The following is a 23,185-nucleotide window of genomic DNA, read 5'->3' on the forward strand; positions in this document are numbered from 1 at the left end:
GGTCGGCTCGGTCGCCACAACGAATCACGTCATCCATCCAATGATCAGAAGGAGATATCCCATGTCTGCAGTAGACCCGCGCGAGCACTGGCAGATCCCGCACCTCGCGGCGCTCGACTACGATGCGCTGCTCGAGCTCTTCCGTTCGCTTGACGCGCCGACCCCTGGCGAGATCGAGGGCGAGTACGCGGGCATCGACTATTTCGGGCTGACCGATGAGACCTTCGGCGCGGCGCTCGACCGGGTGAAGGCAGGCAACGGATCGTTCTGGTTGGGGAAGGGCTTCCCGGGGAACGAGGGCGACGGCGCGGCGGGATACAACCGGATTCGGCAGGTGGACGGAACAGTCGCGCGCCGCGACCGCTTCGGCGTGTATCGCGGACCTTCGCCCATCGACGGCAAGGAGACGCTCTTCCTCAAGTACAGTGATTTCGACAACGGGGCGGGCAGCATCGGCTTCTTCGACGAGATCCGCAAGGTGAACGATCTGCTGTTTCTGTGCACGGGCACGCCGAACGAGGGGACCGGCACACCGGGTTTCTTCTTCCTCTCCGGGCCTCCCGCTCCCTTCCGCGGAGTCGACGACCCTCAGAGCGAACTGCTCGACGGTGCGCAGCGCGGGGGTGACGCATAGTGCGCGCCGCCGTGGTGCGCGCTCCCGGCGCCGGTTTCGAGGTCGTCGATGTGACGCTGGCTGCGCCCGGGCCGCGCGAGATCGTCGTCGATGTGCAGGCGAGTGGACTGTGCCACAGCGATCTCTCGATCGCTCAGCACGGCATGGGTTTTCCGATGCCGGCGTTGCTCGGACACGAGGTGGCGGGGGTGGTCGCCGAGATCGGGGACGCGGTGACCACCGTGAAACCCGGGGATCGCGTGGTGCTCTGCATGGTCGCCGGCTGCGGCAGCTGTGGGGAGTGCCGTGCCGCGCGCCCGTACCGCTGTCAGCGCGTGGCGACGCTCGAGCGCGGACCCGACGAAACGCCCAGACTCTCCTTCGAGGGAGCAGGCCTCACCCAATTCATGGGGGTGGGCGGGTTCGCGGAGCAGGTGCTCGTGCATCAGAACCTGGCGATCCCGATTCCGGAAGAGATCTCATTCGACGTCGCCTGCCTGCTCGGCTGCGGTGTGGTGACCGGTGCGGGAGCCGCGGTCAACACCGCTCGAATACGTCCCGGCGACACCGTCGCCGTGATCGGCTGCGGCGGAGTAGGGCTCAACACCATTCAAGGCGCGGTGCTCGCCGGAGCCTCGCGGGTGATCGCGATCGATCTGCAGCCGGTGAAGCTCGAACTTGCGCAGCAGTTCGGCGCGACCGACGTGGTGAACGCTGGTGAGGGCGATGCTGTGCAAGCGGTGCTTGACCTCACCGGCGGCGGCGTGACGCATGCCTTCGAAGTGATCGGGATGCAGCCCACGGCCGAGCAGGCGGTTCGAATGCTTCGCGTCGGGGGTACCGCTCTGCTCATCGGCGTGCAGAAGCCGGGGAACCGACTCGATCTTGACCTCTTCGGAGACATCATCCTGCCGCAGCGACGGATCGTCGGCGTCTCGATGGGGTCGACGAATCCGCACCTCGACATTCCCATGTTCGCGGATCTGTATCTGCAGGGCAGGTTCGATCTGGATGCTCTCGTCTCCGAGCGAATCGGACTCGATGAGGTCGACCGCGGCTACGACTTACTCGCAGGCGGCGCGGTCGCGCGCGCGGTCATCACCCGGTTCTAGCATCTGCTCCCAGCCACCGCGGGTGCGGCCTCGCGCCCGTGTCACACGAGAAGAAAGGACACGAGTTCGCATGAAGGCTCTCGTGCTCGACGAGATCGGAGCGATCTACCGCCTCGCCGACGTAGATATTGATACCCCCATCGGCCGGGAGGTGCTCGTCGACGTGAAGGCGAGCGGCCTCTGCCATAGCGACCTGACCGCGAGTTCGCTGGGGGGCTGGCCGTTGCCGGCGATCCTCGGTCACGAGATCTCCGGTGTCGTCGCCGCGGTCGGACCCGACACGTCCGGTTTCGCGGTGGGGGATCACGTCGTCGCCTCGTTGCAGTCCCACTGCGGCAGCTGCCCGGCCTGTCTGCGGGATGACATCAACATGTGCCAACGGCCTGATTTCGTGGCGAGGTCCGAGGGCGAAGCCCCGCGACTCTCGCTCGACGGGGCTCCGGTGACCGCTGTCGCCCAGCTCGGCGGCTTCGCGGAACAGGTGCTGCTGCATGAGAACAATCTGGTGCGCGTCGATCAGCCGATCCCGCACGAGCTGGCCAGCGTCCTCGGCTGCGGCGTGCTGGCGGGTGCGGGGGCAGTGCTGACGGCCGCTCGGGTGCCGGTAGGGGCGACTGTCGCCGTGTTCGGCTGCGGCGGTCTCGGGTTGACCGCAATCCAGGCGGCGACGTTGGTCGGCGCGGCGCGCATCATCGCCGTCGACGTGGCCGATGAGAAACTCGAGTACGCGCGTCGATTCGGTGCGAGCGATGTCGTGAACTCGGCGGAGGAAGATCCTGTAGCGGCGATCCGGGCGCTGACCGATGGCGGGGCGGACTACGTGTTCGACTTCGTCGGACGGCCGGAGGTGACGAAGCAGGCGTATGACTCCGTCGGGCGGGCCGGCGAACTCGGTGTCGTCGGCATCAACAAGCCGGGAGCCACACTCGAGATCGGGATCGGCCCCGATTTCATCTGGAATCAGGTGCGGATCCGACCCATCTTCAACGGGTCCACGAATTTCCGTCGGGACATCCCTCGATTCGTGGAGTTGTACAACGAGGGCCGGTTCAAACTCGATGAGCTGGTCTCCCGCACGGTCTCGCTGGAGGATGTGAACGACGCCTACTCCGAGATGGCGCAGCATATCGGACGCACCGTGGTGACATTCCCCTGATCCGTCGTCACTCCACGGCACGAGCCCGCACACCACCGGTGTGCGGGCTCGTGCCGTTACTCGGAGGAAATGCGGCGGACTCAGAAGATTCGAGAAACTCGTCCCATCTCATGAGACATTTTCACCGCGTGGGACGATTGCTTCGTAACGTTGGTGACACGCATTCATGCAATGGCGCAGAAGAAAGCGAGGTCTCCGTGAACCCCTCTGCAACGGCTGTCGACACGGTGAACACCGGCGTACATACCGCGATGACGCACACGATCGACGAGTACGCGGATCTCGTGCGGCACTCCGTCATGCCGCTCGCGGTGAGCAGCAAGCACCGTCGGTTCGCCGGACGCCTGCGTACGGCCGGTCGTGGCCAGATGTTCTGCTTCGAGGTCACCGCACCGGAACACCTGATCGAGCGCACCCCCGAACTGATCGAGGAGGGGACGGGCAACAACTTCTACAAGCTGAGCCTCATGCTCGAAGGCGAGAGCATGGTGACGCAGGATTCGCGAGAAGCCGTGCTGCGCAAGGGGGATCTCGCCATCTACGACACCTCCCGGCCGTACTCGTTGCTGTCGAGCGACGGCGCCAGGACGGCGATCGTGATGTTTCCGCGGGAGTTCCTCTCGCTATCGCCCGAAGCCGTCGCGCAGCTCACGGCCGTGCGATTCGACCGATCGAGAGGACTCGCTGCGAGCGTCTCGCCCTTCATGACCCAGCTCATGGTGCAGCTCGAGCAATTCGCACGCCCCTCGGGGTCGCGTCTCCCATACAACATCGTGGATCTGCTCGGGACGATGCTTGCATCGGAACTCGACCTGCAGCAGGCGGGAGCTTCGCCGGGCGCGCTGTTGCGTCGGATCATGAACTACGTCGAGGAGCACTTGGGCGACCCCTCATTGGGGCCGAACACGATCGCTGCCGCGCACTACATATCTCCGCGGTATCTGCAGGTCCTCTTCCAACGGAGCGGTCTGACCGTGAGTTCCTGGGTACGTGAGCGTCGTCTCGAGCGCTGCCGCCGCGATCTGCAGGACTCGTCGTTGCTCGACGAACCCGTGTCGGCTCTGGCAGCGCGGTGGGGGTTCCTGGAACCGACGCACTTCAGCCGTGCGTTCAAGAAGCAGTTCGGGGTGAGCCCTCGAGAGATGCGGACGCAGGCCTAGTCGTCGGGACGCTCCGGTCGGCGGCCGATGGGTGGGAAGACTGCGCGGAGGGTCAACTTCCGTGTTCGAGAAGGTCAGTGTCGTCGGGGCAGCCGACGCTAACGTGAGTTGCACGCCTCACGGCGAACCGCGCAGCGGCGGGCGGCCCGCTGAACCGCAGAGAAGAGGGCGCGTGCACAATCAGATCCAAGACGTCGGCGGTGATTCCGCCGCTCTGCGCCCGCGCGGCGGCATCGGCGTTCACGGGGTCGAACGAGCGTCCCCGCCCTCGGTACCCCCGCTGCTTTCGCGGGCTGTGTCGCTGCTCCGCTGCTTCACGCAGGAAGAGAACACTCTCTCCGCGAAGGAACTGGTCGAGCGATCAGGCATCCCTCGTTCGACGGTGCACCGGCTCATCGGTGATCTGGTCGCGCTGGGCCTCCTCAGCCGAACGGCGAGCGGACGGTACTGCGTCGGCTCGCTCGTATGGGAACTCGCACAGTACTCGGAACTGCAATTGAAGCTGAGGCAGGCGGCCCAGGTGCATCTCACTCGTCTCTACGACGCGAGTGGTGAGAACGTGTTCCTCGGAGTGCTGACTACCGACACCCCCGAGACGGCGGAGGCGATGTACGTCGGACATGTGCGCGGCACCCGCTCGGCTCCCACGCGAGCACAGGAGGGCAAGGTCTTCCCGCTCCTCGCGACCGCCATGGGTGCGGCACTCACCGCGGCGCAACCGGCCGGCTGGCGGAACCGTGTCCTGCGCCGCATCCCCTCCCGGGAGGCGTCTGCGGTAGCCGGCGGCATCGATGAGATCCGCCGGACTCTCGCCTCGTGCAACCAGCACGGCTACCTCGTTCAGTTCGGCGAGGGGAGCGTGGCGATCGCGGCACCGATCCCGGTGGGCGACGGCTACCCGAACGCGGCGGTCGAAGTCGTGCTCTCGCCCGAGCGCTGGGATGAGGGGGCCTTCGCGCGTCGGATCCGCGAAGCGGCGCAGGCCATCGCACGCGAGTTGCGGCTCGCGGGGTGACGCGTCCGCGCCGCGAGGTCCGCGCGCACGGCAGGCAGATCATGGAGAAAGGAACGGAACATGGGTGGAACAGAAGCGGTGTCGCCTCGGCTCATCGACGTATCGGAATTCGAGGGCAGGATCTTCATCGACGGCGAGTGGGTGGAGGGAGGGGGCGGGAGCGTGCCGTCCATCGCGCCAGCGACTGGTGAGACGCTCGCGACGATCGGACTCGCCGATGTCGAAGACGTGCATCGCGCTGCGCAGCGCGCATCCGTTGCGCAGAGGGAGTGGGCGGCCCTGCCACACTCGGCCCGCGCGGCGGTCCTGCGTCGAGCCGGTGCGCTTTGGGAGGCGCACGCCGATGAGATCTGCGGCTGGAACATTCGCGAGGTCGGGGCGATCCCTCCGCTCGCGGGATTCGCCCTGCACGTCTCCGCCTCGGAGTGCTACGAGGCAGCCGCTCTCCCGTCGGCTCCGCTCGGATCGATCCTGGCGAGCGAGGAGCCGCGGATCTCGCTCGCCGAGCAGGTGCCTGTGGGAGTCGTGGGAGTCATCTCGCCGTTCAACGTGCCTTTGATCCTCGGGATCCGCGCCGTTGCTCCGGCGCTCGCGCTGGGCAATGCGGTACTGCTGAAGCCTGATCCGCGCACCGTGATCACGGGCGGAGTCGCGATGGTGCGGATCTTCGAGGAAGCCGGTCTCCCTCCGGGACTGCTGCAACTCGTTCCCGGCGGGGCCGCGGTCGGAGAAGCGTTTGTGACCGATCCGGTTGTGCGAGTGATCGCGTTCACCGGATCGACGCGCGCCGGTCGGAGTGTGGGTGAGCTCGCAGGCAGGCATCTGAAGCGTGCGCACCTCGAGCTGGGCGGGAACTCGGCCTTCATCGTGCGGGAGGACGCGGATGTCGAACAGGCCGTCAATCTCGCGACCTGGGGCGCCTTCCTGCATCAAGGACAGATCTGCATGACGGTCGGCCGCCATATCGTGCACGAGTCGCTCTTCGACGAGTACGTGACGAAGCTCGCCGCGAAGGCCGACACGATGATTGTCGGCGATCCCGCCACCGAGCAGGTGCACCTGGGCCCGCTGATCGACGAGACGCAGCGGGATCGCGTACACGCCCTCGTCGAGCAGGCCGTCACCGCAGGCGCGACACTGGCAGCGGGAGGCAGCTTCGAGAGGCTGTTTTATCGTCCGACAGTGCTGGCCCACCCGCCGCGCGATGCGGCTGCCTATTGCGACGAGGTCTTCGGTCCTGTTGCGTCGGTCGTCTCGTACTCCACGGACGACGAAGCCGTGGAACTCGCTTCCGACACCGAGTACGGGCTGTCGCTCGGCATCGTGAGCCGCGATGCGCTCGGTGCGCTCGAGCTCGCTCGACGCATCCCCACGGGGATCGTGCACATCAACGACCAGACCGTCAATGATGAGGCGAACTCGCCTTTCGGCGGCGTCGGATCGTCGGGAACGGGGTCCCGACACGGCGGCGCGGCGGCAAACATCGATGCATTCACCGAGACCCGCTGGATCACGATGCGTCGCGAGCCGGGGCAGTATCCACTCTGAGACCGGTTCGCCCTCCGGGGTGCACGCTCCCCGGAGGGCGAACCGCCGCCGCTGCCGCCGCCGCTGCCGCCGCCGCTGCCGTCGCCGCGCCGCTACCGCGGCTCGCCCCCGTACCGCGCCCGCAGCTCGGCCTTGCGCACCTTGCCCGAGGCCGTGCGCGGCAGCTCGTCGACCACGACGACGCGCTTCGGCAGCTTGTAGCGGGCCAGCCTCCCGTCGAGCGCTTCGCGCACCGCCGCGGTGCTCACCCGCTCGGGATCCGTTCCCGGCGCGATGGTCAGCACCGCCCACGGCACCTCGCCCCACTGCTCGTCCGGCACGCCGATCACCGCGGCTCCGGTGACCCCGTCGATGCTGTTGAGGCGGTCCTCGACCTCGGCGGGGTAGATGTTCTCGCCGCCCGAGATGATCATGTCCTTGAGGCGGTCCGAGATGAAGAGGTATCCGTCCTCGTCGAGGAAGCCGAGGTCGCCCGAGCGGAACCAGCCGTCGTCGGTGAACACCTGCGCCGTCTCCTCCGGGAGCCCGTGGTAGCCGAGGAAGACGTTGGGGCCGCGCACCTCGATCTCGCCGACGGCTCCGGGCGGGGCGATGACGCCCGATCCGTCGGCGACCCTCACCTCCGTGAAGAAGTGCGCGAGTCCCACGCTGCCCTGCTTCTCCCGCGTCTTCGCGGGCGAGAGGCAGGTGGCGCCGGGGGAGGTCTCGGTCATGCCGTACCCCTGCGAGAAGGAGAGCCCCCGCGCCTCGTAGGCGTCCAGAATGCGCGTCGGCACGGCCGATCCTCCGCAGGTGAGTTTCCTGAGGCTCGAGAGATCGGTGCGCTCCCAGCGCTCGTGGTCGGCCATGAGCTGGTAGGTCGTCGGCACGCCGCTGAGGCTCGTGACCCGGTGGCGCTCGATGAGATCGAGCGCGCGGCCGGGATCGAACCGCTGCTCGAGCACGAGCGTGCTGCCCTTCAGGATGGCCGGCAGCGCGCCCATGCCGAGCGCCGCGGCGTGGAAGAGCGGCGAGATCATGAGCGCGACGTCGCTGGAGACGAGATCGTAGTCGAGCACCGTGTTGATGCTGACCCAGGTCAGGTTGCCGTGGCTCAGCACCGCGCCCTTCGCCCGTCCGGTGGTCCCGGAGGTGTACATGATCATCGCGGGATCGTCCGGGACGACGAGCGCATCGCGGCGCTCGCGGGATCCCGACCGCAGCAGCGGCCGGAGGCCCGGCAGCCCGTCGGATCCCGCCTCCCCCGTCTGCAGGCGGTGCACGACGCCGGCGCGGTGGGCGACCTCGGCCACCCGGTCGGCGAAGTCGGGTCCGTGCACGAGCACCCGCGTGCCGCTGTCGGCGAGCACGTGCTCGATCTCCGGCGGGGCCAGTCTCGTGTTGACGGGCACGAAGACCGCGCCGAGCTGCGCGCAGCCGAACAGCGTCATGATGAACTCGGGGCAGTTCTCGCCGATGAACGCGACGGCATCCCCCTTGCCGACGCCGTGCTGCGCGAGCAGCGCCGACATCGCGTCGGTGAGGTCGGCGAGCCGGCGGTACGTCATCTCCCGGCCGTCGTCGTAGATGAGCGCGACCTGGTCGGGGGTGCTCCGGCGTCGCTTCGGGAGCCAGGCGCCGAGTCCGTGATGCTGCATGATGCCTCTTCTTCGAGGGGTGTGCGGGGAGGATCCGTCGCCCTGCGGGCGGCGCGCGGCCGTGACCGCGGGACGACGGGAGGAGCCGAGCCCGGAGGAACCGGTTACGCGTAGAAACGGTACAGGCTGCGTGCGACGACCGCGGGCTTCGAGCCGCCCTCGACCTCGAAGGTCTGGTCGACGGTGAACTGGTAGCCGCCCGGCACCTCGGCCACCTCGGCGATCACGGCGCTCATGCGCACGCGCGCGCCGACCCGCACCGGTGAGACGAAGCGCACCTTGCCGAGGCCGTAGTTCACCCGGGTCGTGACACCCTCGAGATCGAACAGCTCCGACCAGAACTTCGTGGCGAGCGAGAGCGAGAGGAAGCCGTGCGCGATCGGCCCGCCGAAGGGGCTCTCCCGCTCGGCGCGCTCCGCGTCCACGTGGATCCACTGGTGATCGTCGACCGCGTCGGCGAAGAGGTTCACGCGGTCCTGCGTGACCTCGAGCCAGTCGGAGAAGCCGAGGTCGGTCCCGGCGAGGGAGGGGGCGTCGGTGTAGGCGGCGGTGGTGGTCATGGGATGCTCCTCGGGTGGTGGGTGGGCGGTGGGTCGTGGGCGGTGGATCCTGCGATGCGCTGCGCGCCCGCAGGATGAGGGTGGGGGCTTCGCGCCCGCTGGATGCAGGTGGGGTTGCGTGCCCGCGATGGCGGTGGGGGCCGCTCTCCGGCACGGCGGCGGGTGTCGGCGGAGGGATCGGGCGAACGCCCGGGATCCCGAGCGATCAGGTGAAGGCGGAGGCTCCGGTGAGGGCCCGGCCGACGATCAGCGAGGTGATCTCGTGAGTGCCCTCGTAGGAGTAGACGGCCTCGGCGTCGGCGAAGAACCGGGCGACGCCGTGCTCGAGCAGCAGGCCGTTGCCCCCGGCGATCTCGCGGCCGAGGGCGGCCGTCTCGCGGGCGCGGAGCGCGGTCCACATCTTCGCGAGCGACGAGTTGGCGTCGGTGCGGGTGCCCGCGTCCTGCGCCAGCGAGAGCTGCGTCACGAGGCCGAGCGAGGCGGTGAGGTTGCCGAGCATGCGGGCGAGTTTCTCCTGCACGAGCTGGAAGCCGCCGACGGGGCGTCCGAACTGCTCGCGCTCGCGCACGTAGGAGAGTGCGGCGTCGAGGGCCCCGGCCTGCAGCCCGGTCGCGATCCAGGCGACGTCGGAGCGCATGGCGCCGAGGATGCGGGCGACATCCCGCCACGAGTCGACGTTCTGCAGCCGGTCCTCGTCGGGCACGCGGACGCCGGCGAGGCCGACCGTCGCGTTCTGCATGGGGCGCAGCGCGATCTTGCCGGTGATCGGCTCGAGTGAGACGCCCTCGGCGTCGCGCGGCACCAGGAACGCCTTGACCTGCCCGTCGGCGGTGTCGCGGGCGAACACGGCGAGCACGTCGGCCGTGTCGGCGCCGCCGATCCAGCGCTTCTCGCCGTCGAGGACCCAGGAGCCGCCGTCGCGCGTCGCGGTGGTGGCGAGGCCGCCGGCGATGTCGGAGCCGTGCTCGGGCTCGGTGAGGGCGAAGACGCCCCTGAGCGAGAAGTCGCGCACCCGCGGATCGAGCTCGGCGACCTGCGCGGGCGAGCCGCCGAGGCGCACGGTGGTGCGGAAGAGGCCGGACTGCGCATTGACGAGGGTCGCGACCGAGACGTCGGTGCGGGCGAGCACGTAGTTGCGGAAGCCGGAGAAGAGACTCGAGTCGGCCTCGCTCTCGGCGACCCCGTCGGGGCGCATGAGGTTCAGGGGCACGAGCGCGCCGAGGATGTCCGGGGGCAGGCTCGCGGTCTCCCACGCGTCGTTCAGGAGGGGTGCGACCTCGCGCTCGAGCGTCCGCTGCAGCCGGGACAGGGCCGCGCGGGCGGGCTCGCTCAGGTGGGTGCGGGCGAAGCCGAGCGGGTCGATCCCGATTGCGCTCGCCGCCGGGATCGAGGGTTCGCCGACGCCGGTGGCCATGCTCACCGCTCCAGTCCGAGCAGGCGGATCGCGTTGTCCCGCATGATGCCGGGCAGAGCCTCGGGCTTGAGTGCGGTCTGCGCGATGTCGTCGATCCAGCGATCGGGGCTGAGCATCGGGTAGTCGCTGCCGAAGAGCACCCGGTCCTTGAGGTAGGTGCCGGCGGCGCGCACGAGCGACTCGGGGAAGTACTTGGGGCTCCAGCCGGAGAGGTCGATCCAGGTGTTGCGCTTGTGCGTCGCAACCGAGATCGCCTCGTCCTGCCACGGCACCGAGGGGTGCGCCATGATGATCTGCAGCTCGCCGAAGTCGGCGGCGAGCCCGTCGAGCAGCATCGGGTTCGAGAGCGCGAGGCGCAGACCCCGCCCGCCCGGCATCCCGGCGCCGATCCCGGTCTGACCGGTGTGGAACAGGGCGATGGATCCCGCCTCCTCGAGCATCCCGAACAGCGGGTGGAAGCGTTCGTCACCGGGGTCGAAGCCCTGCACCGTCGGGTGGAACTTGAAGCCGCGCACCCCGTGGTCCTCGATCAGACGGCGGGCCAGGTCGACGGCCTCCCGGCCGAGATGCGGGTCGACGGATCCGAACGGGATCAGCACATCGTTGTTGCGCGCCGCGCCCTCGGCGATGTCGGCGCTGGAGACGGGCGAGTGCCCGAGGTGCGTCGTCGCGTCGACCGTGAAGACCACGGCCGCCATCCTCCGCTCGCGGTAGTAGTCCGCGACCGCGTCGAGCTCGGGCTGCAGTCCGCCGTTCCTGAAGTAGGCGGCGGCCGCCTCCGCGAGGTCGTCGGGCAGGGAGTTGTGGCCGTGCGCGTCCATCTCGATGTGCACATGCATGTCGATGGCGACGACGTCCTCGAGGTCGAGCGCGGGTTCGTATCGGGTCATGGTGGATCTCCTCGGCGTCGGGATCAGGCCGCGGGGGCCGGCGGCTGCAGCGCCTCCGGCAGCGGCGGGAACGTCTCGCCGACCGACTGCTGCCCCGCTGCGATGGCGGGGCCGCCCTCCGCGGCGAGCGCGTCCGCGCTCCACCCGCCCTCGTGGAAGAGGCTCTCGACGGGCTCGGGGTGCGACCAGATCTGCAGGCGATCGCCGCCGACCCCGATGGCCTGGCCGGTGATTCCGGCGGCCGCCTCCGAGGCCAGATAGGCGATGAGGGGGGCGACGTCCGCAGCGGTGCCGAAGCCGAGACCCGTGCGGAAGAAGTCGGGCATCGGCTCGCCCTGGGCGTCGGCCTCGACGGCCGCGTGGAAGTAGGGCACGGTCGCGGTCATCGCGGTCGCCGCGACGGGGATCACGGCGTTGGCGGTGATCCCGGCCCGCTCGAGCTCGAGCGCCCAGGTGCGCACCATGCCCACGATGCCCGCCTTCGCCGCCGCGTAGTTGGTCTGTCCGAAGTTGCCGCGCTGGCCGGTGGGGGAGCCGATGCAGATGATGCGCCCGCCCTCGCCCTGCTCGCGCATGCGGATGACGGCCTCCCGCACGCAGGTGAAGGTGCCGCGCAGGTGCACGTTCGTCACCAGGTCGAAGTCGTCGTCGCTCATCTTCCAGAGCACGGTGTCGCGCAGCACACCGGCGTTCGTGACGAGGATGTCGAGCCGTCCGAAGCGATCGAAGGCCGCGTCGACGAGCCGCCTCGCGGTCTCGGTCGGACCGACCGGGGCGACGACCGCGACGGCGGTGCCGCCGTCGGCCTCGATGCGCTCCACCGCGGCCGCGGCGGTGGCGGCGTCGACGTCGTTGACGACCACGGAGGCGCCCTGTCTCGCCAGCTCCCGGGCGTAGGCGAGGCCGAGGCCTCGGCCCGAGCCGGTGACGATGGCGACGGTACCTGCGAGCGACATGCGAACTCCTTCGATCGGATCTGAGCACATGCTTCCATAGATAGTTGAAAAATTCAATGATTGCGAAAATCAGGTTATTGCTACAGTGGTCGCATGGCCGAGAAGCGCGAGCGGGTACCCGAGTTCGATGAGCGGTGGCGCGGCAGCACGCTGACCGAGGACCTCAGCTTCCTGCTCGCGAGGGCCAACGCCAACTCGCTCGTCGTCGGGCACCGGGCGTTGCGCGCCTTCGGGCTCAAGTCGCGGTCCTACTCGGTGCTGTCGCTCGCGTGCGACGATCTGCGCCCGTCGCAGCGGGAGCTCGCCGACTTCCTGCGGCTCGACCCCAGCCAGGTCGTCGCCATCGTCGACGGGCTGGAGGAGCGGGCTCTCGTGCGCCGGGAGACCGACCCGCGGGATCGCCGCTCGCGGGTGATCGTGCCGACCGCGGAGGGGCGCGTGCTCGAGCGCGAGGCGCGCGCCGCGGTGCTCGCCGCCGAGGCGGAGCTGTACGCGTCGTTGACGGCCGCGGAGCGCGGCGCGCTCGCCGAGCTGCTGCAGCGGCTCGCCTTCCTCCCCGAGGATTGATCCCGGCGCTCACCGACCCGGCGCGCTCGCGCGCACCCTTCTCCGGGCGAGGGGTTGACCATGCGCATCACCGATGTCATCATTGTTGACAACGATGTGGGCGACGAGGTCCGCACGGGCTCTGGAGGTCATCGATGACACGGTTCGCCGACACGCTGCTGCTGGGCGGGAGCACCTACGACCCCGGAGCCGAGCGCTCCGTGCCCGGCGGCGTGGCGATCTCGGAGGGGCGCATCCTCGCCGTGGGGAGCGACGCCGAGCTGCTGCCGCTGCGCGGACCCGGCACCGAGGTCGTCGACGTCTCGGGCCGTCTCGTGATCCCCGGATTCCAGGATGCGCACATCCACCCCGTGCAGGGCGGCATCGAGATGCTGCAGTGCGATCTCACCGGGGTGGGGAGCGCCGAGGAGTGCCTGACGGCGGTCGCGGACTACGCCGCCGCGCACCCGGAGGAGGAGTGGGTCATCGGTTCGGGCTGGTCGTCGGAGCACTTCCCGGCCGGTCGGCCATCGCTGGCGGCGCTCGACGCGGTGGTGCCCGACCGGCCGGCCGTGCTCGGCAATCGGGACCACCACGGATGCTGGGTCAACACCGCCGCGCTGCGACTGGCCGGCATCACCCGGGACACCCCCGATCCGGCCGACGGCCGCATCGGCCGCGACGCCGATGGCGAGCCCGACGGCAACCTCTACGAGGGCGCGATGCTGCTGGTGCGCGCTCTGCAGCCCGAGCTCACGCTCGATCTCGCCCGCCGCGGACTGCTGGCCTCGCAGCGGTACCTGCACAGCCTCGGCGTCACCTCCTGGCAGGACGCGATCCTCGGCTACGATCTCGCGCCCGAGATCGCGATGGGCGCCTACCTCGCCGCCGATCGCGACGGCGACCTCACGATGCGCGTGACCGGCTGCCTGTGGTGGGAGCGCGGTCGAGGTGTCGAGCAGATCCCCGAGAAGCTCGCGGCGCGAGCGCGCATGGCCGCCGACATGTCTCCCGAGCGCTGGCGCGGCACGGCGATCAAGATCATGGTCGACGGGGTCACCGAGACCTTCACCGCCGCGGTGCACGAGCCCTACCGCGACGCCTGCGGACACGTGCTCGAGAATCGCGGCATCTCGTTCTTCGATCCGGAGGAGCTGCGGCGCCACGTCGTCGCCCTCGACGCGGAGGGATTCACCGTGCACTTCCACGCGCTGGGCGACCGCGCCGTGACGGAGGCGCTCGACGCGGTGGCGGCGGCGCGCGCGGCGGGAGGCGATCCCGCCCGCCCGCATCACCTCGCGCACCTGCAGCTGGTGGCGCCCGAGGACGTCCCCCGCTTCGCGCAGCTCGGCGCCGTGGCCAACCTGCAGATGCTGTGGGCGGCGCACGCGCCCGCGAACGACGAGCTCACGATCCCCTTCGTCTCGCCCGCGCACGCGGACCGGCTCTATCCCTTCGGCGAACTCCACGCGGCGGGCGCGGCGCTCGCGGCGGGCAGCGACTGGCCCGTGAGCACCCCGGATCCGCTGGCGGCCATCCACGTCGGCGTCAACCGCGTCGAGGGAGCCGACGGATCGCTGCCCTTCGGCGGGGACCGGCAGAAGCTCGGCCTCGCGACCGCGCTGACCGCCTACACCGCGGGCACCGCCCGGGTGAGCGGGCACGCCCACGAGACGGGACGCCTCCGGGCCGGCTTCCTCGCCGACCTCGCCGTGATCGATCGCGATCTCTTCGAGATCGATCCGCTCGGGATCGCCGAGGCCCGCGTGCTGCGCACGTACGTCGGAGGCCGGCAGGTCTTCGCCCGGGAATGATGCCGCGCGGTAACGATCTCGTTTCGGGAATCGCGAGGGCTTGACCGATCCGGCATCGTGCTCTTAGATCATTGAATAGTTCAATCATTTCTAATCTCAATTGAATTGCGCATCCGCTCGCAGCGATGCGGACCGGCCGCGCTCCGATCCGACGCATCACCCCCCCACGCACCACCACCCAACGAGTCCCCTTCAACGTCGAAAGGACACACCATGACACACGGCATCGCGCGCCCCGCAGCGGCGCTCGCCATCGGAGCGGCGCTTCTGCTGACCGCCTGCAGCGGCGGAGGCGGCGGAGGGGGAGGCGAGACCCCCGTCGACACCGACACGATCCGCGCCACCATCGACATCCCCGCGACCTTCGACCCCGCGGTCGGCATGTCCCTGCCCGACTTCATGCTGGCCCGCGCCAGCTTCGACACCCTCGTGCGCATGGACGAGGGCGGCCCCGTGCCCGGTCTCGCGGCCTCCTGGGAGTCGACGCCGCAGTCGACGACGTTCACGCTGCGAGACGGGATCACCTGCTCCGACGGAACGCCGATCACCGCCACCGTCGTGAAGGACTCGCTCGAGGCCTACGCCAACTCGCCCGGCACCATCGTGCCGCAGACCTTCGGCAGCCAGATGCCGAGCATCTCGGCCGACGACGCCGCCGGTGCGGTGACGATCGATCTCGAGCGTCCCTGGGCCTACCTCGTGCAGGCACTCGCGGCATCGCCCACCGGCATCGTGTGCCCCGCGGGGCTCGCCGACCCCGAGGGGCTCGCCGCAGGGCACGTGGAGGGCGCGGAGTCCGGCCCCTACATCCTGAGCAGCGCCGAGTCGGGCGTGCGCTACAGCTACGAGCTCCGCGACGACTACGACCAGTGGCCGGAGTGGACGACGGACATCGCCGGCGAACCGGCGAAGCACCTCGAGTACGTCGTCTCGCCCGACACCTCGGCGACCACGAACCTCGTGCTCGACGGGCAGCTCGACATCGCGAAGATCCAGCCGGAGTCGACCGATCGCTTCGCCGATCGCGACGGCTACACCGTCACCCCCTTCCTGTTCAGCGACTTCTACTTCATCTTCAACGAGCGCGAGGGCAGCCCCTTCACCGACGCCGCGGTGCGCAAGGCGGTCGTGCAGGCGATCGACCGCGAGGAGTTCAACAACGTCGTGCAGCTGGGCGGCGGAGAGCTGTCGACCACGCTCGCCTCCTCCGCGGCCTCGTGCGTGACGGGCGAGCCCAATCCGGCGCTCATCGACTTCGACCCCGAGGCGGCGTCTTCCGCGCTGCAGGGCGTGACGATCCGGCTCGTGGGACCGCAGGTCGTCGGTACCAACGGCGCGGGCAACGTCTACGTGCAGGAGGCGCTGCGGGCCGCGGGAGCCACCGTCGAACTGCAGAACGTCGACGTGGGCACGTGGATCTCGACGGTGTACACGCAGCCGGGCGACTGGGATCTCACGATCTTCGCCGACCTCAACTTCCTCGGCACGCTCGCCAGCCCGATCGGGGCCTTCGTCGGCCCGGAGATCCTCGAGGGCGGCGCCAACATCGGAGCCACCCAGGCCGACGGCGTCGAGGAGCTGTTCGAGGAGGCCCGCGGCGAGGCCGATGAGGACGCGCGCTGCGCCACCCTGAACGAGGCCGCGAACGCCCTGATCTCGGAGGCGCACACCGCGCCGCTGCTCACCGAGAACTACCTCTACGCGCAGCGCCCGGGCTTCGAGGCCCACATGCTGGGCGGTTCGCTCGACGATCACATCTTCCGCATCGTCGGCTGACACCGGTGCCGCCGGGCCCGTCCCGGCGGCACCCCCGTTCTCCTCCCAGCGTCGAAAGTCAGGTTCCATGATCACCCCAACCAGCTCAGCGCTCGACATCGCGGCGGCCATCCGGGCCGGCGAGGCGAGCCCCGTCGAGGTGGCAGAGATGTACCTCGAGCAGGTCGAGAGCCGCGGCGACGCGGTCAACGCGATCGTGTGGCTCGATCGCGAGGACGTGCTGCGCCGGGCGCGCGCGTCCGAGGCGCGGGTGCGCGCCGGCGACACGAGCCGCCCCTTCGAGGGCGTGCCCATCCCCGTCAAGGATCTCAGCAGCGTCGCGGGCCAGCCGAACACGATGTCGTCGCTGTCGGTCTCGGACGCTCCCCGTGAGGAGACCGACATCGACGTGCGGCTGCTCGAGGAGGCCGGGTTCGTGCTGCTCGGCCGTTCGAACAGCCCCGAGTTCGGGCCGCTCACGGCCTCCGAGAATCCGCGCCACGGCAAGACCCGCAACCCCTGGAACCTCGATTACACCTCGGGCGGATCCAGCGGGGGCGCGAGTGCCGCCGTGGCCGGCGGATTCGCCCCCATCGCGCACGCCTCCGACGGCGGCGGCTCGATCCGGGTCCCCTCGAGCGTGACCGGACTCGTCGGTCTCAAGCCGAGCCGCGGGCGCGTGCCGGCGGAGGTGCGCGGCTGGGAGCACTCCACCACCTCCGGGGTGATCACCCGCACCGTCGCCGACTCGGCCGCGGCGCTCGACGTGCTCTCGCCGTTCGATCCGCTGGCCTGGTACTCGGCGCCGCAGCCCGAGCGCCCGTTCTCCGCGGAGGTGGGCGCGGGTCCCGGCCGGCTGCGCATCGGGCTCGTGATCGAGCCGCCCACCGGCCTCCCCGTCGACCGCGCCAACCTCGACGCGGCCCACGCCGCGGCCTCCGCGCTCGAGGCGCTCGGGCACATCGTCGAACCGGTCGCCCCCTTCCTGTTCTCGCCCGAGGCGGGCAAGGGCTTCGTCGATCTCGTGATCAGCGCGAGCGTGTTCGCCTCGCCCTACGAGGACGTCGAGCTCGTCGATCCCTACATCCGCTACCGCATCGAGCAGGCGAAGCGCTTCCACTCGGGCGAGTACGCGGAGCTCGCCGGGCGGCTGCAGTGGGAGACGCGCCGGGTCAACGCCCAGTTCGGCCGCGACTTCGATCTGCTGCTCACCCCGACCATGGCGGTCGCGACCCCGCTCGTCGGCGAGGTCTACGACGAGGCGAACCTCACCCCCGACGGTCCCCGGCTCACCGAGGCGCGCCAGGTGAGCTTCACCGCCTGGGTCAACATCGCCGGGCTCCCCGCCGTCTCGCTCCCGGTGCACACCGACGAGCGCGGTCTCCCCGTCGGCGCCCAGCTCGTCGGGGCTCCGTTCGGCGAGGCGCAGCTGATCCGCGTCGCTTCCCAGCTCGAGCCGGTCTTCGACTGGGCGAAGCGGATCGCCCCGTCCGTGGGAGCGCCGTGATGGCGGCCCCGACCCTCCTGCCCGGCGATTCCACCGGGCACATCGCCACGGTTCGCGCCGCGCGCGGCGGCTCGCGATCCTGGCTGCGCTCCGACTGGGCCCTCTTCGCCTACCGGCGCCTCGGAGGGCTCGCGCTCTCGGCCGCGCTGCTCGTGGTCGTGACCTTCCTCATCGTCCCGCTCATCCCCGGCGACCCCGCGGTGGCGATGCTCGGCTCGCAGGCCACCCCGGAGGCGGTCGCCGCGCTGCGGGCGCGGATGGGGCTCGATCAGCCGCTGCTCGCCCAGTTCGCGAGCTTCGTCGGCGGGATCTTCCAGGGCGAGTTCGGCCGCTCCTTCCGCTACGGCGTGCCGGTGTCCGAGATCATCTCCACCAAGCTGCCGTACACCGCGACGCTGGCGGTCGGCTCGATCGTGGTCGTGCTGCTCGTGGCGATCCCGCTCGGCATGCTCGTAGGAGTGCTCACCCGCGGCGGCAAGCGGGGCACCCTGTCGACCGTGTTCGGCACGATCGCCGGCTTCCTCGCATCGTTCCCCGCGTACGTCGCCGGCACCGTGCTCGTGATCGTCTTCGCGATCTGGCTCGGCGTGCTGCCGGCCGGCGGCGTCGACCGCCCGGGCTACGCGATCCTCCCCGTCGCGGCGCTCGCGCTCGGCCCCACCTTCGCCGTCGCGCGAGTCGTGCGGCAGGAGACCTACACGGTGCTGCAGCAGGACTTCATGCGGACCGCCAGGGGGCACCGGCTGCGGGCCCTGCGCCTCTACATCGTGCACGCGCTGCCGAATCTGATGGCGAGCACCCTGACCCTCACCGGCCTCATCCTCGCCAGCCTCATCGGCGGCACCGTCGTCATCGAGACGGTGTTCTCCTACCCGGGGCTCGGGCTCGAGGTCGTGCAGTCGATCATCTACAAGGACTACCCGACGATCCAGGGGATCATCCTGGTGATCGGCTCGCTCGCGATCCTCATCAACCTGCTCGTCGACATCGTGCTCGGCATCATCGATCCGCGCACGCTCGGAGGAGGACATCATGGCTGAACCCGGCACGACCCGGCGGCGCTTCGCGCCCTCGCTCACGGCCGGCCTCGTCATGGGCGCCGCGCTGGTGCTCGTCGCGATCGTCGCCCCGATCGTGCTCGGCTCCGAGGCCGAGGCGCTCGGCGGCGGTTCGCGGCAGGGGCCGAGCCCCGAGCACCTGCTCGGCACCGACGCGCTCGGCCGCGACGTGCTCGCCCGCTCCCTGGTCGCGACCCGGCTCACCCTGCTGATGGCCGCCGGCGCGACCGCGCTCTCGGTGATCGTGGGCGTGCTGATCGGCGGCCTCATCTGGCTCGCCCCGCGGCTGCTGCGCGAGTTCGTGCTGCGCATCATCGACGCCTCCGTGGCGTTCCCCGCGCTCGTGCTCGCGCTCGTGGTCGCGGCGATCCTCGGCCCGGGCAGCCTCTCGGCCGTCATCGCGATCGGCGTCGCCGGGATCCCGAGCTTCGCCCGTCTCACGTCGAACATGGTCGCCGGCGTCGCGCAGCGCGACTTCGTCACCACGGCGCGCCTGCTCGGAGTGCCCGGGTTCCGGCTGTTCTCGCGGCACCTGCTGCCGAACATCTCAGGGCCGCTGCTCGTGCTGATCACCTCGAGCTTCGCCCTCGCGCTGCTCGAGATCGCCAGCCTCTCCTTCGTCGGCCTCGGCGTGCAGAGTCCGGCGTTCGACTTCGGTCAGCTGCTCAGCGACGGGCTCACCGGCATCTACTCCCAGCCGTGGCAGGCGATCGCCCCCGCGACGATGCTGGTCTACGCGGGGATCACCGTGATGCTCATCGGCGACGGCCTCGCCCAGACGCTCGATCCGGGGTTGCGCGCGCCCAAGCTCGCCGACCGGCTCGACCGCACCGAGCGCGAGCCGGTTGCGGCCGCACCGGAGGCGCTGGTGGAGGTGAACGACCTGCACGTGTACGCGCCGAACGGATCGGAGCTGGTGCGGGGCGTGAGCTTCGCGATCGGCCGCGGCGAGGTGCTCGGGCTCGTCGGCGAGTCCGGATCGGGCAAATCGATGACCGCGATGGCGATCGCGGGCCTCCTCGCCGACGGGGTGCGCTCCGAGGCGAGGACCGTGCGGCTCGACGACATGGATCTGCAGGGGCGCAACCGCCCCAAGCGGCTCGCCACCGAGCTGGGGCTCGTCTATCAGGACCCCGGCACCACCTTCAATCCGGCGCTGCGCATGGGCGGCCAGCTCGCCGAGGTCGCACGCCTGCACCTCGGTCTCGGCCGCCGCGCCTCGCGGGAGAAGGTGCGGGAGTCGCTCGACCGCATCCATGTGCGCGACGCCGAGATGCGGATGAAGCAGCACGCCTTCCAGTGGTCGGGCGGCATGCTGCAGCGCGCGACGATCGCGTCGGCCGTGCTCACGGAGCCGAAGCTCATCGTCGCCGACGAGCCGACGACGGCGCTCGACGTGACGGTGCAGGCGGAGGTGCTGCGCCAGTTCCGGCGCATCAACCGCGACCGGGGAACCGCGATGCTGTTCATCTCGCACGACATCGGCGTGGTGCAGGAGCTCTGCGACACCGTGCTCGTGATGCGCTCGGGCGAGATCATCGAGCGCCTCACGGGGGCCGATCTCAAGGCGGGCCGCGTCGCCCACCCCTACACGCAGCAGCTGCTGGCGGCATCGCCGCGCATGGACGACCCGATCGTGCACGAGGCGGCGCCGGGGATCGCAGCGACGGAGGTCGGCGCGACGGAGATCGGCGCGACGGCGGCGGTGCCCGCGGACGCCGCGGCCGCTCCCGGAGCGGGATCGTCGGAACGGAGCGAAGGATGAGCGAGGAGACGCCGATGGAGAGCGCAGCGGACCGGAGGGAGATCCGCCTGGAGGTGCGAGACCTCGAGGTGGTGCTCGGGCGCGGCATCCGCGCGACGCGCGTGCTGCACGGGATCTCGTTCCGGATCGAGGCGGGGACGACGGTCGGCCTCGTCGGCGAATCCGGTTCGGGAAAGTCCACGATCGCGAAGACCGTCGTGGGAGTGCACCGGCCCTCGGCGGGCTCGATCCTGTTCGACGGCGAGGACATCTCGGCGGCGCGGGGGCGGCGCCGCACCGAGCTGCGGCGCCGGATCCAGCTCATTCCGCAGGATCCCTACTCCTCGCTCGATCCGCGGCGCACCATCGGCCAGACTCTGGCCGAGGCGCTCGATCCCCGCCGGGCCTCGGTGCGCGAGCACCGCGACCGGATCAGCGAGCTGCTGCGCCTCGTCGCCCTCGACGACGGGGCGATCGGGCGGTACCCGAGCGAGTTCTCGGGCGGGCAGCGGCAGCGCATCGCGATCGCGCGGGCGCTCGCCGTGCAGCCGGACCTGATCATCGCCGACGAGATCACCTCGGCGCTCGACCTCTCCACGCAGGCGGAGATCCTCGAGCTGTTCGCCCGGCTCCGGGAGGAGCTGCGGCTGACGGTGCTCTTCGTCAGCCACAACCTGGCGGTGGTGCGTCAGGTGAGCGACGAGGTCGTCGTGCTGCTGCACGGCGACATCGTGGAGCAGGGCGCGGGGGATCGGGTGCTGCGGCGGCCGGAGCACCCGTACACCGAACGCCTGCTCGCCTCCGTTCCCGGCGGCCCCGGGTTCAGCCTGGACTGAGCGGCGGCCGCGCGGCTCGCGCCTCCGACGTGGCGTGCGCGCCGCGCGCCGCCATTCAGGGCAGGATGGGAGACAGGAACATCGCACGACGGAAGTGAGGCGGAGGAGATGACGGAGCAGATCGCGACCGCGAACGGCGGGCGCCGCACCGGCGGACGCGCACGGCTGAGCCGCGAGCGGATCATCGCCTCCGCGCAGGAGCTCGCGGCGCGCCCCGGTGTCGACGGGCTGAGCATCCGCGACCTCGGTCGTGAGCTCGGAGTCGACCCGAGCGCGATCTACCGGCACTTCACGAGCAAGAACGACCTGATGACGGCGCTCGTCGATGCGCAGGCCGTGGAGACGCTCGCCCGCGTCGACACGGATCCGGCGCGCGACTGGCGCGATGTGCTCACCGACATCGCCGAGGTCGGGCTCGAGATCCGGCTGCGCTATCCGGTGATCGGAGCCGACGCCGCCGCGATCCTCACCGAGAGCACCGACATCATCGAGGCGATCCTCGCGGCCTTCTCTCGCGGGGGGCTGCGCGACGACCGCCTCGTCGAGTTCTACACGCTGTACGCCAGCTACGTGCTGAGCTTCAGCGGCTCGATCGCGCGATCGCGCATCGAGTACGGCGAGGAGCAGGCCGATCGCGCCTGGGCCGAGGACGTGCGCGTCGCGTCGGACGACACGCACCCGACCGCGAGCCGGCACCGCGAGCGCATACTGGCGCTCGGCGACGTCGAGGTCTACCGGGTCGGCGTGCGGCTGATCCTGGAGGCCGCTGCCGCCGCCGCTCGATCCGACGCCGCGTGACGGTGGGGGATCGCGCACCGCGCGCTGGCGGAGCCGCGGTGCGCAGCCTCTTCGCGCTGCCGCCGAGCCCCGCTCCGCGGCGCTGGATCGCGACCCGCGCGGCGCTCTCCATCGGCGTGCCATTCGGCGTGCTCACACTGCTCGGCCACGAGGACATCGGCCTGCAGGCGGCAGCGGGCGCCTTCGTCGCGCTGTTCTTCGCCGGTGCCGGGGCGGCGGAGCGGGCGAAGGCGCTGCCCGTCGTCGGCGGGGTGCTGCTCGCGTGCGCGGCCCTCGGCGTGGTCTTCTCCCCGTGGCCCTGGCTGCTCGCCGCCGGGATCGTCGCGGTGACGGTGTGCACGAGCGCGCTCGCCTTCGCGTTCAGGCTGGGCCCGCCCGGCCCCGTCTTCTTCGTGCTGAGCTACGGCCTGTCGGCGAACATCACTGCGGTGGTCGACGGGGCGCGTCTCACCTCGCCCTGGACGTTCCTCGCAGCGATGGCCTGCGGCTCGCTCTTCTCGTACCTCGTCGCGCTGACCCCGCTGCTGCGGCGCGCGGAGCGCGCACGCCCGGTGCGCCCGCTCCGTGAGCTGCTGCCGGGGCCGTGGCTCGGAGCGGGCGAGCGCGAACTGGTGCTGCGCATCGCCGTCGTCGCCGTGCTCGGCACGCTCGCGACCATGCTGCTGCTCGATCCGCACCGCGCCTACTGGACGGTCTCGGCGGGCGTCGCGGTGATCGGCCTCACCCCCTCGCGCGGCTTCGCGATCGGACGGGGGCTGCACCGCACCGTGGGCACGCTGCTGGGCGCCGCCCTCGCGGTCGCCCTGGCGCCGCTCAGCGCGATCCCGCTGCTGCTCGTCGTCCTGCTCATGCTGCTGCAGTTCGGGATCGAGCTCGTCGTGGTGCGCAACTACGCGCTCGCGCTGGTCTTCATCACGCCGCTCGTGCTGCTCATCACCGCCGCGGCTACCGGGACCGCCGATGTGTCGCTCGCGGCCTGGGAGCGGGTGGTCGACACGGCGGTGGGATCGGCGCTCGCGGTGATCACCGGTCTGATCCACCGGCGCGCCTGATCTCCGCGCGCCGC

General features: G+C 70.5%; 20 protein-coding genes. 15 read left to right on the forward strand and 5 right to left on the reverse strand.

Features of this window, described 5'->3' with window-relative positions; translation table 11 throughout:
* Positions 1 to 61 precede the first annotated feature (61 nt).
* The 6 genes from ACWKZU_RS13125 to ACWKZU_RS13150 all read left to right on the forward strand — a co-directional run bounded on the left by ACWKZU_RS13125 (position 62) and on the right by ACWKZU_RS13150 (position 6,604).
* A complete protein-coding gene (locus ACWKZU_RS13125; RefSeq protein ID WP_449282775.1) occupies positions 62 to 634 on the forward strand; it encodes a hypothetical protein in 573 nt (190 codons plus the stop codon).
* Between the two features lie 11 nt (positions 635 to 645).
* On the forward strand, positions 646 to 1,725 hold the full coding sequence (locus ACWKZU_RS13130) for a zinc-binding dehydrogenase (RefSeq protein ID WP_449282776.1): 1,080 nt from the start codon (positions 646 to 648) through the stop codon (positions 1,723 to 1,725).
* Between the two features lie 82 nt (positions 1,726 to 1,807).
* Positions 1,808 to 2,881, forward strand: coding sequence for a zinc-binding dehydrogenase (locus ACWKZU_RS13135; RefSeq protein WP_449282777.1), 1,074 nt, complete (start codon positions 1,808 to 1,810; stop codon positions 2,879 to 2,881).
* Positions 2,882 to 3,078: 197 nt separating this feature from the next.
* Entirely contained in the window at positions 3,079 to 4,041 is a 963-nt protein-coding gene (locus ACWKZU_RS13140; RefSeq protein ID WP_449282778.1) for an AraC-like ligand-binding domain-containing protein, read from the forward strand.
* Positions 4,042 to 4,102: 61 nt separating this feature from the next.
* Positions 4,103 to 5,056 carry an IclR family transcriptional regulator gene (locus tag ACWKZU_RS13145; protein ID WP_449282779.1) on the forward strand — a complete coding sequence of 318 codons (954 nt, stop codon included), beginning with the start codon at positions 4,103 to 4,105 and terminating at the stop codon, positions 5,054 to 5,056.
* A 60-nt stretch (positions 5,057 to 5,116) separates the two neighbouring features.
* A complete protein-coding gene (locus tag ACWKZU_RS13150; protein WP_449282780.1) occupies positions 5,117 to 6,604 on the forward strand; it encodes an aldehyde dehydrogenase family protein in 1,488 nt (495 codons plus the stop codon).
* A gap of 92 nt (positions 6,605 to 6,696) precedes the next feature.
* On the opposite strand, the gene ACWKZU_RS13155 is transcribed toward ACWKZU_RS13150, so the two are convergent.
* From ACWKZU_RS13155 to ACWKZU_RS13175, 5 genes are all read right to left on the reverse strand, one after another.
* The gene (locus ACWKZU_RS13155; protein ID WP_449282781.1) at positions 6,697 to 8,241 is read right to left on the reverse strand and encodes an acyl-CoA synthetase; all 1,545 of its coding nucleotides are present in this window, start codon (positions 8,239 to 8,241) and stop codon (positions 6,697 to 6,699) included.
* Positions 8,242 to 8,345: 104 nt separating this feature from the next.
* Positions 8,346 to 8,801, reverse strand: a complete 456-nt coding sequence (locus ACWKZU_RS13160; protein WP_449282782.1) for a MaoC family dehydratase — start codon at positions 8,799 to 8,801, stop codon at positions 8,346 to 8,348.
* Positions 8,802 to 9,006: 205 nt separating this feature from the next.
* The gene (locus tag ACWKZU_RS13165; protein WP_449282830.1) at positions 9,007 to 10,215 is read right to left on the reverse strand and encodes an acyl-CoA dehydrogenase family protein; all 1,209 of its coding nucleotides are present in this window, start codon (positions 10,213 to 10,215) and stop codon (positions 9,007 to 9,009) included.
* A 2-nt stretch (positions 10,216 to 10,217) separates the two neighbouring features.
* Entirely contained in the window at positions 10,218 to 11,105 is an 888-nt protein-coding gene (locus ACWKZU_RS13170; protein WP_449282783.1) for an amidohydrolase family protein, read from the reverse strand.
* Between the two features lie 23 nt (positions 11,106 to 11,128).
* On the reverse strand, positions 11,129 to 12,061 hold the full coding sequence (locus ACWKZU_RS13175) for an SDR family NAD(P)-dependent oxidoreductase (protein WP_449282784.1): 933 nt from the start codon (positions 12,059 to 12,061) through the stop codon (positions 11,129 to 11,131).
* Between the two features lie 93 nt (positions 12,062 to 12,154).
* On the opposite strand from ACWKZU_RS13175, the gene ACWKZU_RS13180 reads away from it, so the two are divergent.
* The 9 genes from ACWKZU_RS13180 to ACWKZU_RS13220 all read left to right on the forward strand — a co-directional run bounded on the left by ACWKZU_RS13180 (position 12,155) and on the right by ACWKZU_RS13220 (position 23,171).
* Positions 12,155 to 12,628 carry a MarR family winged helix-turn-helix transcriptional regulator gene (locus ACWKZU_RS13180; protein WP_449282785.1) on the forward strand — a complete coding sequence of 158 codons (474 nt, stop codon included), beginning with the start codon at positions 12,155 to 12,157 and terminating at the stop codon, positions 12,626 to 12,628.
* 134 nt (positions 12,629 to 12,762) lie between these two features.
* Positions 12,763 to 14,421 carry an amidohydrolase gene (locus ACWKZU_RS13185; RefSeq protein WP_449282786.1) on the forward strand — a complete coding sequence of 553 codons (1,659 nt, stop codon included), beginning with the start codon at positions 12,763 to 12,765 and terminating at the stop codon, positions 14,419 to 14,421.
* A gap of 213 nt (positions 14,422 to 14,634) precedes the next feature.
* Positions 14,635 to 16,197, forward strand: coding sequence for an ABC transporter substrate-binding protein (locus ACWKZU_RS13190; protein WP_449282787.1), 1,563 nt, complete (start codon positions 14,635 to 14,637; stop codon positions 16,195 to 16,197).
* Positions 16,198 to 16,264: 67 nt separating this feature from the next.
* Entirely contained in the window at positions 16,265 to 17,683 is a 1,419-nt protein-coding gene (locus tag ACWKZU_RS13195; protein ID WP_449282788.1) for an amidase, read from the forward strand.
* A complete protein-coding gene (locus ACWKZU_RS13200; protein ID WP_449282789.1) occupies positions 17,683 to 18,723 on the forward strand; it encodes an ABC transporter permease in 1,041 nt (346 codons plus the stop codon). The genes ACWKZU_RS13195 and ACWKZU_RS13200 overlap by 1 nt, the downstream gene beginning before the upstream one ends.
* Entirely contained in the window at positions 18,716 to 20,506 is a 1,791-nt protein-coding gene (locus ACWKZU_RS13205; protein ID WP_449282790.1) for a dipeptide/oligopeptide/nickel ABC transporter permease/ATP-binding protein, read from the forward strand. The genes ACWKZU_RS13200 and ACWKZU_RS13205 overlap by 8 nt, the downstream gene beginning before the upstream one ends.
* A gap of 14 nt (positions 20,507 to 20,520) precedes the next feature.
* Positions 20,521 to 21,321, forward strand: a complete 801-nt coding sequence (locus tag ACWKZU_RS13210; RefSeq protein WP_449282791.1) for an ABC transporter ATP-binding protein — start codon at positions 20,521 to 20,523, stop codon at positions 21,319 to 21,321.
* Positions 21,322 to 21,429: 108 nt separating this feature from the next.
* Complete coding sequence (locus ACWKZU_RS13215; RefSeq protein WP_449282792.1) at positions 21,430 to 22,119, forward strand: TetR/AcrR family transcriptional regulator; 690 nt, start codon at positions 21,430 to 21,432, stop codon at positions 22,117 to 22,119.
* Positions 22,120 to 22,157: 38 nt separating this feature from the next.
* Positions 22,158 to 23,171 (forward strand): FUSC family protein, encoded by a 1,014-nt coding sequence (locus ACWKZU_RS13220; protein ID WP_449282793.1) that lies wholly within the window; start codon positions 22,158 to 22,160, stop codon positions 23,169 to 23,171.
* Positions 23,172 to 23,185: the final 14 nt, after the last annotated feature.

It is taken from the genome of Leucobacter sp., assembly GCF_053528595.1.

What these genes read in the sequence shown, in the direction of transcription:
- ACWKZU_RS13125 (WP_449282775.1), top strand. Translation starts at nt 62, where the DNA reads ATGTCTGCAGTAGACCCGCGCGAGCACTGGCAGATCCCGCACCTCGCG.
- ACWKZU_RS13150 (WP_449282780.1), top strand. Translation starts at nt 5,117, where the DNA reads ATGGGTGGAACAGAAGCGGTGTCGCCTCGGCTCATCGACGTATCGGAA.
- ACWKZU_RS13155 (WP_449282781.1), bottom strand. Translation starts at nt 8,241, where the DNA reads ATGCAGCATCACGGACTCGGCGCCTGGCTCCCGAAGCGACGCCGGAGC.
- ACWKZU_RS13160 (WP_449282782.1), bottom strand. Translation starts at nt 8,801, where the DNA reads ATGACCACCACCGCCGCCTACACCGACGCCCCCTCCCTCGCCGGGACC.
- ACWKZU_RS13165 (WP_449282830.1), bottom strand. Translation starts at nt 10,215, where the DNA reads ATGGCCACCGGCGTCGGCGAACCCTCGATCCCGGCGGCGAGCGCAATC.
- ACWKZU_RS13170 (WP_449282783.1), bottom strand. Translation starts at nt 11,105, where the DNA reads ATGACCCGATACGAACCCGCGCTCGACCTCGAGGACGTCGTCGCCATC.
- ACWKZU_RS13175 (WP_449282784.1), bottom strand. Translation starts at nt 12,061, where the DNA reads ATGTCGCTCGCAGGTACCGTCGCCATCGTCACCGGCTCGGGCCGAGGC.
- ACWKZU_RS13180 (WP_449282785.1), top strand. Translation starts at nt 12,155, where the DNA reads ATGGCCGAGAAGCGCGAGCGGGTACCCGAGTTCGATGAGCGGTGGCGC.
- ACWKZU_RS13185 (WP_449282786.1), top strand. Translation starts at nt 12,763, where the DNA reads ATGACACGGTTCGCCGACACGCTGCTGCTGGGCGGGAGCACCTACGAC.
- ACWKZU_RS13190 (WP_449282787.1), top strand. Translation starts at nt 14,635, where the DNA reads ATGACACACGGCATCGCGCGCCCCGCAGCGGCGCTCGCCATCGGAGCG.
- ACWKZU_RS13195 (WP_449282788.1), top strand. Translation starts at nt 16,265, where the DNA reads ATGATCACCCCAACCAGCTCAGCGCTCGACATCGCGGCGGCCATCCGG.
- ACWKZU_RS13200 (WP_449282789.1), top strand. Translation starts at nt 17,683, where the DNA reads ATGGCGGCCCCGACCCTCCTGCCCGGCGATTCCACCGGGCACATCGCC.
- ACWKZU_RS13205 (WP_449282790.1), top strand. Translation starts at nt 18,716, where the DNA reads ATGGCTGAACCCGGCACGACCCGGCGGCGCTTCGCGCCCTCGCTCACG.
- ACWKZU_RS13210 (WP_449282791.1), top strand. Translation starts at nt 20,521, where the DNA reads ATGGAGAGCGCAGCGGACCGGAGGGAGATCCGCCTGGAGGTGCGAGAC.
- ACWKZU_RS13215 (WP_449282792.1), top strand. Translation starts at nt 21,430, where the DNA reads ATGACGGAGCAGATCGCGACCGCGAACGGCGGGCGCCGCACCGGCGGA.